General features: G+C 58.4%; 14 protein-coding genes. 9 read left to right on the forward strand and 5 right to left on the reverse strand.

All coding sequences use genetic code 11. The features are described 5' to 3' along the window. Positions 1-234 precede the first annotated feature (234 nt). On the reverse strand, positions 235-1,434 hold the full coding sequence (gene tyrS / locus E1K68_RS24945; RefSeq protein WP_003194666.1) for a tyrosine--tRNA ligase: 1,200 nt from the start codon (positions 1,432-1,434) through the stop codon (positions 235-237). Between the two features lie 209 nt (positions 1,435-1,643). Here tyrS and E1K68_RS24950 point away from each other — a divergent pair, with 209 nt between their 5' ends. Together E1K68_RS24950 and E1K68_RS24955 are read left to right on the forward strand one after the other, a co-directional pair. After that, positions 1,644-3,050, forward strand: a complete 1,407-nt coding sequence (locus E1K68_RS24950; protein ID WP_034133885.1) for a peptidoglycan DD-metalloendopeptidase family protein — start codon at positions 1,644-1,646, stop codon at positions 3,048-3,050. Positions 3,051-3,053: 3 nt separating this feature from the next. Beyond that, entirely contained in the window at positions 3,054-4,145 is a 1,092-nt protein-coding gene (locus tag E1K68_RS24955; RefSeq protein ID WP_212614774.1) for an anhydro-N-acetylmuramic acid kinase, read from the forward strand. Between the two features lie 65 nt (positions 4,146-4,210). Here the strand turns inward: E1K68_RS24955 and erpA are convergent, their stop codons facing one another. Together erpA and argC are read right to left on the reverse strand one after the other, a co-directional pair. Further along, on the reverse strand, positions 4,211-4,561 hold the full coding sequence (erpA, locus tag E1K68_RS24960) for an iron-sulfur cluster insertion protein ErpA (protein WP_003176443.1): 351 nt from the start codon (positions 4,559-4,561) through the stop codon (positions 4,211-4,213). A 165-nt stretch (positions 4,562-4,726) separates the two neighbouring features. Further along, positions 4,727-5,761, reverse strand: a complete 1,035-nt coding sequence (argC, locus tag E1K68_RS24965) for an N-acetyl-gamma-glutamyl-phosphate reductase (RefSeq protein WP_212614775.1) — start codon at positions 5,759-5,761, stop codon at positions 4,727-4,729. Positions 5,762-5,895: 134 nt separating this feature from the next. On the opposite strand from argC, the gene hemJ reads away from it, so the two are divergent. From hemJ to coq7, 6 genes are all read left to right on the forward strand, one after another. Then, positions 5,896-6,324, forward strand: a complete 429-nt coding sequence (gene hemJ, locus E1K68_RS24970) for a protoporphyrinogen oxidase HemJ (protein ID WP_003194674.1) — start codon at positions 5,896-5,898, stop codon at positions 6,322-6,324. 24 nt (positions 6,325-6,348) lie between these two features. After that, on the forward strand, positions 6,349-7,311 hold the full coding sequence (locus tag E1K68_RS24975; RefSeq protein ID WP_212614776.1) for a nitronate monooxygenase family protein: 963 nt from the start codon (positions 6,349-6,351) through the stop codon (positions 7,309-7,311). A 68-nt stretch (positions 7,312-7,379) separates the two neighbouring features. Beyond that, positions 7,380-8,336 carry a DUF805 domain-containing protein gene (locus E1K68_RS24980; RefSeq protein WP_212614777.1) on the forward strand — a complete coding sequence of 319 codons (957 nt, stop codon included), beginning with the start codon at positions 7,380-7,382 and terminating at the stop codon, positions 8,334-8,336. Positions 8,337-8,397: 61 nt separating this feature from the next. Beyond that, positions 8,398-9,186: an SDR family oxidoreductase gene (locus E1K68_RS24985; protein WP_003194680.1), complete on the forward strand. Its 789-nt coding sequence runs from the start codon at positions 8,398-8,400 to the stop codon at positions 9,184-9,186. Between the two features lie 44 nt (positions 9,187-9,230). Then, entirely contained in the window at positions 9,231-9,569 is a 339-nt protein-coding gene (locus tag E1K68_RS24990) for a histidine triad nucleotide-binding protein (RefSeq protein ID WP_003194682.1), read from the forward strand. An 85-nt stretch (positions 9,570-9,654) separates the two neighbouring features. Continuing rightward, the gene (gene coq7 / locus E1K68_RS24995) at positions 9,655-10,302 is read left to right on the forward strand and encodes a 2-polyprenyl-3-methyl-6-methoxy-1,4-benzoquinone monooxygenase (protein ID WP_003194684.1); all 648 of its coding nucleotides are present in this window, start codon (positions 9,655-9,657) and stop codon (positions 10,300-10,302) included. Positions 10,303-10,349: 47 nt separating this feature from the next. Here coq7 and E1K68_RS25000 read toward each other — a convergent pair whose 3' ends face one another. Next, on the reverse strand, positions 10,350-10,772 hold the full coding sequence (locus E1K68_RS25000; RefSeq protein WP_003194686.1) for an OsmC family protein: 423 nt from the start codon (positions 10,770-10,772) through the stop codon (positions 10,350-10,352). 246 nt (positions 10,773-11,018) lie between these two features. Here E1K68_RS25000 and crp point away from each other — a divergent pair, with 246 nt between their 5' ends. Continuing rightward, positions 11,019-11,663, forward strand: a complete 645-nt coding sequence (gene crp, locus E1K68_RS25005; RefSeq protein ID WP_003194688.1) for a cAMP-activated global transcriptional regulator CRP — start codon at positions 11,019-11,021, stop codon at positions 11,661-11,663. Here crp and E1K68_RS25010 read toward each other — a convergent pair. Further along, complete coding sequence (locus E1K68_RS25010; RefSeq protein ID WP_003194690.1) at positions 11,660-12,355, reverse strand: lipoate--protein ligase family protein; 696 nt, start codon at positions 12,353-12,355, stop codon at positions 11,660-11,662. The two genes, crp and E1K68_RS25010, sit on opposite strands and share 4 nt — an antisense overlap. Between the last annotated feature and the right edge of the window lie 47 nt (positions 12,356-12,402).

A 12,402-nucleotide genomic window follows, 5' to 3' on the forward strand; every position in this document is an offset into this window, starting at 1 on the left:
CAACTTCAACCACTTGCGCTTTCGATCTCTCGTAAGCGGGAGGCGAATTCTACAGCGTTACACGCTGCTGTCAACACCTCTTTTTCAACTTCCTTTTGGCTTCGATGAACTGAAGCAACTTGCTGTCGAAAACTGCATAACTCATTGTTTACCAAGGAGTTTTCCGTTTCGACTGCGCCGGAAGTGGGGCGAATTATAGACAGATATAATTCGCCGTCAACACCTATTTCAGACTTATTCGGATTTGAGCGTAATACGCGCAAATGCCTTCTTACCCGCCTGGCAAACGTGAGTGGCGCCCAGCTCATATATAAAGGTGCGATCAACCACCTCACCATCTATACGCACACCGCCCGAACCCAAGAGATCACGCGCTACCGCCGAATTCTTCACCAGGCCAGCCTTATTAAGCACAGCCGCAATCGGCATAGCCTCGGCAGCAGTCAGCTCAATCTCCGGCAGATCATCGGGCAGCTCGCCATCTTTCATGCGATTACCTGCCGCACGGTGAGCGCTGGCCGCAGCCTCCTCACCATGGAAGCGCGCAACGATTTCTTCAGCCAGCTTAATCTTCACATCCCGAGGATTAGCGCCCGCCTCGACATCCGCACGCAGCGCATTGATTTCGTCCATCGAGCGGAAGCTCAACAACTCGAAGTAGCGCCACATCAGTGCATCCGGAATAGACACCAGCTTGCCGTACATCACACCCGGTGCTTCCTGGATACCGACATAGTTACCCAAGGACTTGGACATCTTCTTGACGCCATCCAAGCCTTCCAACAATGGCATGGTCAGAATGCACTGAGCCTCCTGACCATAGGCGCGCTGCAATTCACGCCCCATCAACAGGTTGAACTTCTGATCGGTGCCGCCCAACTCAACGTCCGCACGCAGCGCCACCGAGTCGTACCCCTGAACCAGCGGATAAAGGAACTCATGGATGGCGATTGGCTGATTGGTCGAGTAGCGCTTGTCGAAGTCGTCGCGCTCAAGCATGCGCGCCACGGTGTACTGGGAAGTCAGGCGAATGAAATCTGCCGGCCCCATTTTGTCCATCCAGGTGGAGTTGAACGCCACCTCGGTCTTGGCTGGATCAAGGATCTTGAATACCTGGGTCTTATAGGTCTCGGCATTATCGAGCACCTGTTCGCGAGTCAGCGGCGGGCGCGTAGCGCTCTTGCCGCTTGGATCACCGATCATCCCAGTGAAGTCACCTATAAGGAAGATGACCTGATGGCCCAGCTCCTGGAACTGACGCAGCTTATTAATAAGCACGGTATGACCCAGGTGCAGATCCGGCGCAGTCGGATCAAAGCCAGCCTTGATACGCAGGGGTTGGCCACGCTTGAGTTTTTCGATCAGCTCGGACTCGACCAACAGTTCTTCCGCACCACGTTTTATCAGCGCTAGCTGCTCTTCAACCGACTTCATAACAGACCCGCAAGGCTCAGATTCAAAAGGGAACCAACCATACAAGATCAGGGACTAATTACAAGTTTTGCCCTGCGCACGGACACCGTTCAGCAAGCCCAGCGTTCGCGAGCTTGCGCCACAGATGATTTGGTTATATTTTATACAGTTATTTCATCTTCATCATGTCATTCATCTTTTCCATTTCATCTTCAAAGTCAAAATTACTTATGACCACTGAACCGTCTAAAGCGCCGCCGCTTTACCCGAAGACCCACCTGCTCGCCGCAAGTGGTATCGCCGCCCTTCTCAGCCTGGCACTGCTGGTATTCCCTTCCAGTGACGTTGAAGCCAAACGAACATCCCTGAGCCTTGATCTGGAAAGCCCAGTTGAACAACTGACACAAGATCAAGACGCTTCCGACGCTCAACAAGCCACAAACACTGCAACTGAATCACCTTTCGCCCAGATCGAAAGCACACCCGAAGACACCCAGCAAGCCGCCCAGGAAGCACCTGCAGCAGCCAAGAGTCCCCAGCATCGCGAAGTCATCGTGGGCAAAGGCGACACACTCTCGACCCTGTTCGAAAAAGTTGGGTTGCCTGCCGCCGCTGTAAATGACGTGCTCGCCAGCGATAAGCAAGCCAAGCAATTCACTCAGCTCAAACGTGGTCAAAAGCTTGAATTTGAGCTGACGCCAGACGGCCAGTTGAACAACCTGCACACCAGCATCAGTGACTTGGAAAGCATCAGCCTGAGCAAAGGCGCCAAAGGCTTCGCATTCAACAGAATCACCACCAAACCCGTCATGCGTTCCGCCTACGTACATGGCGTGATCAACAGCTCCCTGTCGCAGTCGGCCGCGCGTGCGGGCCTGTCGCATAGCATGACCATGGACATGGCCAGCGTATTTGGCTACGACATCGACTTCGCCCAGGACATCCGTCAAGGCGACGAATTCGACGTGATCTACGAACAGAAAGTAGCCAACGGAAAAGTGGTCGGCACTGGCAACATTCTTTCTGCACGCTTCACAAACCGTGGCAAAACCTACACCGCCGTGCGCTACACCAACAAACAAGGCAACAGCAGCTACTACACGGCTGATGGCAACAGCATGCGTAAGGCCTTCATCCGTACACCCGTTGACTTTGCCCGTATTAGCTCGCGTTTCTCCATGGGCCGCAAGCATCCAATTCTGAACAAAATTCGCGCACACAAGGGCGTCGACTATGCCGCGCCGCGTGGCACGCCAATCAAAGCGGCGGGCGACGGCAAGGTCTTGTTGGCGGGGCGCCGTGGTGGTTACGGCAATACGGTGATCATCCAGCACGGCAACACTTACCGCACGCTGTACGGCCACATGCAAGGGTTCGCCAAGGGCGTCAAGACAGGCGGCAACGTGAAACAGGGCCAAGTGATCGGCTACATCGGTACCACCGGCCTCTCCACCGGCCCGCACTTGCACTACGAGTTCCAGGTCAACGGCGTACACGTCGACCCATTGGGCCAGAAGCTGCCGATGGCCGACCCGATTGCCAAGGCCGAACGCGCGCGCTTCATGCAACAGAGCCAGCCGCTGATGGCACGGATGGATCAAGAGCGCTCCACCTTGCTGGCTTCGGCGAAGCGTTAAGGTATGCCGCTCTATATCGGCGTGATGTCCGGGACCAGCCTCGACGGCCTGGATATCGCCCTAATCGAACAAGGCGCGGCGATCAATCTGATCGCCACCCGCTATATCCCAATGCCTGACGCCTTGCGCACAGAACTGCTGAGCCTATGCGCCAGTGGCCCGGATGAAATCGCCCGCTCGGCAATTGCCCAGCAGCAGTGGGTAACGCTTGCGGCTCAAGGCATCCACGCCTTGCTGGATCAACAGAACCTCAAGCCTCAGGACATTCGGGCGATTGGCAGCCATGGCCAGACGATTCGCCATGAACCCGCCCGAGGTTTTACTGTTCAAGTCGGCAACCCTGCCCTCCTCACCGAACTCACAGGCATCACCGTCGTCAGCGATTTCCGCAGCCGCGATGTCGCTGCCGGCGGCCAAGGCGCTCCTTTGGTTCCTGCCTTTCATGAAGCCTTGTTCGGCGAGCAGAGGGGCAATCGCGCGGTATTGAATATCGGCGGGTTCAGCAACCTCAGCCTGATCGAGACGGGCAAGCCTGTCGCCGGTTTCGACTGCGGCCCAGGGAACGTGCTGCTCGATGCCTGGATTCACCTGCAGCGCGGCGAACACTTTGATCGGGACGGGCAATGGGCGGCCAGCGGAAAGGTACAGCCCCAGTTGCTCACCACGTTGCTCAGCGATCCGTTTTTCTTGACCAAGGGCCCGAAAAGCACGGGCCGAGAGGTGTTCAACCTGGCCTGGCTGCAGCAGCACCTTGGCCGCTTGCCCGCCTTTGAACCCCAAGACGTGCAGGCCACCCTGCTGGAGCTGACGGCCCTGACCATCGTCGAGTCCCTGCAAAGCGCCCAGACTGACACAACAACCTTGCTGATCTGTGGCGGCGGCGCCCATAACGGGGCACTGATGAGCCGGCTGACCGCGCTGCTGCCTTCCACCCATGTCAGCACTACAGCGGCCTACGGCGTAGATCCTGACTGGGTAGAGGCAATGGCCTTCGCCTGGCTGGCCCATTGCTGCCTTGAAGGCATTGCCGCCAATCGCCCCAGCGTCACTGGCGCACGTGGGCTTCGAGTGCTTGGCGCGATCTACCCCGCCTGACCCCCAGACAGCAAAACGCCGCTTGGCCCGTAAAAGCCAAGCGGCGTTTTTGTATCTGCTATCGATCAGATCGAGAACGAAGACCCGCAACCACACGTCGTGGTGGCATTAGGGTTCTTGATCACGAAACGCGAGCCTTCCAGACCTTCCTGATAATCCACCTCGGCACCCGCCAGGTATTGGAAGCTCATCGGATCCACGACCAGGCTCACACCCTCGCGCTCAACGATAGTGTCGTCATCGGCCACATCTTCATCGAAGGTAAAACCGTACTGAAACCCTGAACAACCGCCGCCCGTAACGAATACGCGCAGCTTCAAGCGATCATTACCCTCTTCATCGACCAGGCTCTTCACCTTGTGCGCAGCACCGTGGGTGAATTGCAAAGCCGTGGGGGTGAAGGATTCAACGCTCATGCTGATAATCTCCCGGCGTAGCGCCGCCATATGCGTAATGGCCGGTATTATCCGCTTCTCCTAGAAAAGCGGTCAACTATTGTTACGGTATATCAATCTGCCCAGCGACCATTAAAAATGCAAAAGGCCCGATCAACGGGCCTTTCGCGCAACGGTAAGCCCGCGTTAAGGCAACATCCCCGCGTGGGACAGGCCCAACTTCTCGTCCAGGCCGAACAGGATGTTCATGTTCTGCACCGCCTGGCCCGACGCGCCCTTGACCAAGTTGTCGATCACCGACAACACCACCACCAGGTCGCCATCCTGCGGACGATGCACCGCAATACGGCACACATTGGCACCACGCACGCTGCGCGTTTCCGGATGGCTGCCGGCCGGCATCACTTCGACGAACGGCTCATTGGCATAACGTTTTTCAAACAGCGCCTGCAGGTCTACCGAGCGATCGGTGACGGTCGCATACAGCGTGGAGTGGATCCCACGGATCATCGGCGTCAGGTGCGGCACGAAGGTCAGCCCCACATCCTGGCCGGCAGCGCGACGCAAGCCCTGGCGGATTTCCGGCAAGTGCCGATGACCTTTTACCGCATAGGCTTTCATGCTTTCCGACGTTTCGGAGTACAGAGAACCTACCGCCGCACCACGGCCAGCACCACTGACGCCCGACTTGCAGTCGGCGATCAGGCGCGACACATCCGCCAAGCCCGCTTCCAGCAATGGCAGGAAACCCAATTGCGTGGCTGTCGGATAGCAACCCGGCACCGCAATCAGGCGTGCTTGCTTGATTTGCTCGCGGTTGACCTCCGGCAAGCCGTAAACCGCCTCTTCCAACAGTTGCGGCGCACCATGGGGCTGGCCGTACCATTTGGCCCACTCATCGGCGTCTTGCAGACGGAAGTCTGCCGACAAGTCGATAACCTTCGTACCGGCCGCCAGCAACTCACCGGCCAGAGCATGGGCGACACCGTGAGGCGTGGCGAAGAACACCACGTCGCAGGCACCCAGGGTCTTGGTGTCCGGCACACTGAACGCCAGGCCGTCATAGTGGCCTCGCAAGTTGGGGTACATATCGGCCACGGCCAGCCCGGCTTCGGATCGGGAAGTGATAACCACCACCTCAGCTTGCGGATGCTGAGCCAACAGACGCAGCAATTCGACACCGGTGTAACCCGTGCCGCCGACGATACCGACCTTGACCATAAACCTGCCCTCAACGAACCCACTGGAAAGCCGTCGATAATAGGGGCCGTATCGTCCTGCGACAACCGTCAACGTGACGTACGGGCGCATGAGCCACTACTATCTTCGCTACCGTGAACCTGGGAATAACTAAAATGCTCTATCTATGGGTCAAAGCCTTCCACATCGTCAGCATCGTTTGCTGGTTTGCCGGGCTGTTCTACCTGCCGCGCCTGTTCGTCTACCACGCCCAAAGCGAAGACACCGTCAGCAAGGAACGTTTCAGCATCATGGAGCGCAAGTTGTACCGGGGCATCATGGGCCCGGCGATGGTTGCCACACTGGTCTTCGGCATCTGGATGCTGGCCCTCAACCCCGGCATTTTCCAGTCGGGCGCCTGGATCCACGCCAAGCTGACCCTGGTCGTCCTGCTGATTGGCTACCATCACATGTGCGGCGCACAGGTAAAGCGCTTCGCCCGTGGCGAAAACACCCGCAGCCATGTCTTTTATCGCTGGTTCAATGAAGTCCCGGTTCTGATATTGCTGGCTATCGTAATTTTGGTCGTGGTCAAACCGTTCTAACTTCAATTACTCGGGGAACCTCCAATGTCGCTGCCCGCTCTGCTGGAACAACGTCTGCGCCTGCCCGTGGTGGCCGCGCCGATGTTTCTGATCTCCAATCCGCAACTGGTCCTGGCCTGCTGCCGCAACGGGGTAGTTGGCAGTTTCCCGGCGCTCAACCAACGCGAAAGCAGTAGCTTCAAGGCCTGGCTGGAAGAAATCGAAGCGGGCTTGACGCAGTTGGACAACCCTGCGCCCTATGCCGTGAACCTGATCGTGCATAACAGCAATCCACGGCTGGAGGCCGACCTGGCGATTTGCGTCGAGCACAAGGTGCCCATCGTCATCACCAGCCTCGGTGCGGTAAAGGAATTGGTAGATGCCGTTCACAGCTACGGCGGCCTGGTATTTCATGACGTCACTACCCGACGCCATGCCGAGAAAGCCGCTGAAGCGGGCGTCGACGGCCTCATTGCCGTAGCCGCTGGCGCAGGTGGCCACGCTGGCACCTGGAGCCCCTTTTCACTGATTGCCGAAATTCGCCAGTTCTTCGACAAAACGCTACTGCTGGCGGGCTGCCTTAACCATGGGCACGAAATTCTTGCCGCCCAGGTGCTGGGGGCAGACCTCGCTTATTTCGGCACGCGCTTTATCGGCACCACCGAAAGCCAGGCACCGGATGCGTATAAAGAGATGCTGCTCACATCGCGCGCCGCCGACATCGTGCACACTCCAGCAGTCTCCGGCGTACCTGCAAGCTTCATGCGCCAGAGCCTGGAAAATGCCGGTTTTGACCTTGCTGCGCTTCAAGGCAAAGGTGAAGTCAACTTCGGTTCCAAGCTCAAGCCATTGAGCGATGAGGCCAAAGCGTGGAAAACTGTATGGTCTGCTGGCCAAGGCGTCGGTGAGATCAATGATGTACCCACTGTGGATGAGCTCATAGCGCGCCTGGATGCCGAATACCGCAAAGCACGCGAGCACGCCGCGCAACTGCGCTGGCCACGCTGACACATTGCCGGGCCTGCCAACTGGACAGGCCTGCATACTCTCCCTGATTAAGTGACAAGGATGCCCGCATGAGCGACAGCCGTTTCAAGATTGTGTTTGACGGAGCCTTGCGCCCAGGTGTCGAAAGCACCACCGCTAAGCTGAACCTCGCCGAGTTATTCAAAAGCGATGTTGAAGCGATCGAAAAGCTCTTCACCGGCCGCCCCGTCGCGCTCAAACGCGACCTGTCCCACTCCGACGCTGAAACCTACCTCACGGCACTGCACAATGCCGGGGTGGACGCACGCATCGAAGTCGAACAACCCGTGGCATTCAGCCTGGCAGAAACCCACGAAACAGGCTCGTCAACCGCTGACCGCGCCGCCGCGTCACCTTATGCACCGCCACGCGCTGCCGTTGGCGACGACCTGCCGGAGTTCGCCACTCTAAAGGTGTTCACCATCCACGGGCGCATCGGGCGCCTGCGCTACCTGGCCTGGACGCTGGCGCTGACCGTCGCGATGCTGGTGGCAGCGGGCATCATCAGTACGGTGGGCTTCGCGGTGGCGACAGCCTCGCCAACCATCGCCATCATTATTGGCTCACTGCTGGGTTTCGCGCTGTTTGTGGCACTGGTAGTGGTGAGCGTGCAAATCGGCGTGCAGCGCCTGCATGACCTGGGCTGGTCTGGCTGGCTGTACCTGCTCAACCTGGTTCCGCTGGTGAACAGTGTGTTCCCTCTGCTGTTGCTGGTATTGCCGGGCAACACGGGCGCCAACCAATACGGCGCGCCACCACCGCGCAACTCTACTGCGGTGAAAATCCTGGCCTCGCTGTGGCTGGCGTTCATTCCTTTGATGCTCATCATCGTTGTTACCCTGGGCATGAACGGCTACCTGGACCAGCTTGAAGCCAACATGGACAGCAGCTACGAAAGCAGCTCCATCACCTCCGATGCAGACGCCGATCAAAGCGTTATCGTTGATGAAGCCGCAGCGCAAAGTGCTGACGATGCAGCCGAACCTGTAGACTCTCCAGAACAGTGAAGAAACGCCCGCCGCCTGTGACGCACTGTCATGGGCCGGCGGCGTTGCGATGGAGAAAGGCATGACCCGTTACGCTCTGATCACCGGCGCCTCCAGCGGCATCGGCCTGGCATTGGCCGAAGCCTTGGCACGGCGCGGCCGCAGCTTGATTCTGGTGGCCCGCCAGCGTGATCAGTTGGAAAGCATTGCATTGGAATTGACCCAACGCTTCGGCGTAGAGGTGCTGTTTCGTGCCTGTGACCTGGGCGAACCGCTGCGTTTGTCCGGCTTTTTGCTGGAACTCGAAGAGGGTGAGCGGCAGATCGACCTGCTGGTCAACTGCGCCGGCATCGGCACCAGCGGGCCGTTCCTGGCCCAGGACTGGATGACCGAGCAGGACCTCATCGAAGTCAACATCCTGGCCCTGACCCGCATGTGCCACGCACTCGGCAATGCCATGGCCCTGCATGGCGGTGGGCAAATCCTCAACGTTGCTTCCGTCGCCGCCTTCCAGCCCGGGCCGTGGATGAGCAGCTACTACGCCAGCAAAGCCTACGTGCTGCACTTCTCCGAAGGGTTGCGCGAAGAATTGAAGACCTGCGGCATCAAGGTGTCAGTGCTGTGCCCCGGCCCTACGCGCACCGCATTCTTCGGCACTGCACAGATGGATACGGCGAAACTCGACCGCAGCCAGCAACTGATGAGCCCGGAAGAAGTCGCGCTCTACACCGTACGCGCACTGGAAAAGAACAAAGCCATCATCATTCCCGGGCGCCGCAACCGTTGGCTGACGTTCAGCCCACGCCTGAGCCCGCGCTGGCTGACCCGCAAAATTGCCGGCGCCATCAACAAGGCCTATTGCCCACGCTGACGGCCTGGGTACACTCACCTAACTTTCACGATGGAGAAACGGCTGTGGATACTCTGTTCACCAAGATCATCAACAGAGAAATACCGGCGAAGATCATCTATGAAGATGACCAAGTCCTGGCTTTTCACGATATCGCCCCGCAGGCGCCAGTGCATTTCCTGGTTATCCCGAAAAAGCCCATTCGTACCCTCAACGACTTGACCGAAGACGATAAGGCGCTGGCCGGCCATATCCTGTTCACCGCCCAGCGCCTGGCCGTGGAACAAGGCTGCGAAAAAGGCTTTCGCGTGGTGATGAACTGCAATGAAGACGGCGGGCAAACCGTTTACCACATTCATATGCACGTGCTGGGTCAGCGCCAGATGAACTGGCCGCCGGGCTGAGTGCACAGGGGCAAATTGACTCAGCACAAACGCTGGACGCTCTCTTGCGGTAAACTGGCCGCCGAGATTCTTCCCGGAGGTCAGCATGACTACCCAACGTCACTACTCGCCGATTGACCGTCTGTTGCTGCAAGCCGACATGGCCATGCGCACCCTGCTGCCGTTCAGCGGCCAGCCCTACCGTCCATCGCCCGCCATCGTGCAGCCAGATGTACAGCTAAGCGAGACCGACACTCGACACGTCGCTGGCCTGATGCGCATCAACCATACCGGTGAAGTCTGTGCCCAGGCGTTGTACCAGGGCCAGGCGCTGACCGCCAAATTGCCGCAGGTACGCACGGCGATGGAGCATGCGGCCGAGGAAGAGATCGACCACCTAGCCTGGTGCGAACAACGCATCCGCCAGTTGGGCAGCCATCCCAGCGTGCTCAACCCACTGTTTTATGGCTTGTCGTTTGGTATCGGCGCGGCTGCCGGGCTGATCAGCGACAAAGTCAGCCTGGGGTTTGTGGCCGCGACAGAACATCAGGTGTGCAAGCACCTGGATGAACACCTGGAGCAACTGCCGGCCGAAGACGAAAAGTCCCGGGCCATTCTTGAGCAGATGCGCATCGACGAAGAACACCATGCAGAAAGCGCGCTGGACGCGGGAGGCTTCCGCTTTCCAGCCCCGGTACGGTTCGGCATGAGCCTGTTGGCCAAGGTCATGACCAAAAGCACCTATCGAATCTGAACCGAAAAAAAGGGCGCCCGAAGCGCCCTTTCTTTTGCCTGCTGCAATCAACCCAGCTCGATGATTTCGTAGTCGTGGGTAATGACCACGCCCGCCGCCCCCAGCATGATCGATGCTGAGCAGTACTTCTCGGCCGACAGCTCGATGGCACGCTTGACCTGGGCTTCTTTCAGCGCCCGGCCCTTGACCACGAAATGCATATGGATCTTGGTAAAAACCTTGGGGTCTTCAGTGGCGCGTTCGGCTTCCAGGAAGGCTTCACAGCTTTCCACGGCCTGGCGCGACTTCTTCAAGATGCTGACCACGTCAAAATTGCTGCAACCGCCCACACCCAGCAGCAACATTTCCATCGGGCGTACACCCAGGTTACGCCCGCCGGCTTCCGGCGGACCGTCCATGACCACCACGTGGCCGCTGCCCGACTCACCGAGGAACATGGCTTCGCCCGCCCATTGGATGCGTGCCTTCATCGCCCAGACTCCACTGCTAAAAAAGGGTCGCCAGCTTAGCACAGGGCTTTGAAACAGCAGCGCCCTGCATAAATTCGATAAATGACAGCGTTTGCCCGGTAAATTGGCTAATCGTGACAGAAGGTGTCTGGTAAGCTGGCGCCAAATGAATGGCGCATTGCCATGACTTGTACAGCGTCTATCAATGAGATGCCGCTGGATAAAAACAACGCCAACTACACCGCGCAGTCTTTTCGGGATACAACCATGGTTGCTCTTACTCCCACACCCAAGATCAAAAACCTCGACAAGCTGCTGTTGCATTGCCAGCGCCGGCGTCATCCGGCCAAGCACAACATCATCTGCGCCGGCGAGCGTTCAGAAACCCTGTTCTTCATTATCAAGGGCTCGGTCACCATCCTGATCGAGGATGAAGATGGCCGTGAGATGATCATTGCCTACCTCAACACCGGGGATTTCTTCGGGGAGCTGGGCCTGTTTGAACAAGCAGGCAAAGAGCAGGAACGCAGCGCTTGGGTAAGGACCAAAGTTGAATGCGAAGTGGCCGAGATCAGCTATTCGAAATTTCGCGAACTGGCCCAGCATGATCCGGATATCTTGTATGCCCTGAGCGGACAGATCGCCCAGCGCCTGCGTGACACCACGCGCAAAGTCGGCGATCTGGCGTTCTTTGATGTCACCGGTCGCGTCGCTCGCTGCCTGCTGGAGCTATGCAAGCAACCCGATGCCATGACCCATCCCGACGGCATGCAGATCAAAGTCACGCGCCAGGAGATCGGACGTATTGTCGGGTGTTCGCGGGAAATGGTCGGCCGCGTGCTCAAGGACTTGGAAGAACGCAACCTGGTGCACGTCAAAGGCAAGACGATGGTGGTGTTCGGTACCCGTTAAACCGGCAGGAAGCCAGCCAGCATCTGCCGGTACAAGATGTCGAGCCGACTGATCGCATCCGGTGCGGGAAACGCTTCGTGCAGTGCGATATGGCTATCGGCGCGAACCCGCTGCTCCAAGCCGCAGGCTTGATTGAAGCGGTTGACCGCCGCAATCAATTCCTCACGATCATTTTCCAGCAACATCGCCCCATGCACCAACCCGACCGGGCGGCCACCGCTTTGCCGCCAACGCTGGGCAGTGCCCACCATTTTGCGGCCATTGAGGTTGACGTTGTAACGGCCGTCGCAAAAGGCACCGTCAATTTCGCCGACGGACGCATCGCCGCCCAACTCGATCAACAGATCACAGATCGGTTGGCACAAGCGCCGATAGCCGGTTTCGATACGCCCCTGGTCGCCTTCACTGCGCGGCGGGGCATAGACCAGGGCGATATTGACCGTGGCGCCGGACTGCGGCACCGGCTCACCGCCGGTTTCACGCAGCAATACCGGCCAACCCGCATCGGCCGAGACCTGGCTCGCCGCCTCGAATGCCGGCAACCGGCTCAAACGGCGCGGCATGACCAGCGCTTGGTCACTGGGCTGCCAGAACAGCAATCCGAACTCTTGCTCCCCCGCGCAAACGGCTGCCAATAGGTCTTGCTCGGCTGCAAGGCCTGCTTCGACAGTCATGATCACGGGCTGGAGCATCGAACACCTACCTGAATAAACACAAAACCTAATGTGGGAGCTGGCTT

Source organism: Pseudomonas sp. B2021 (assembly GCF_018135665.1).
Lineage (GTDB): Bacteria > Pseudomonadota > Gammaproteobacteria > Pseudomonadales > Pseudomonadaceae > Aquipseudomonas > Aquipseudomonas lactis.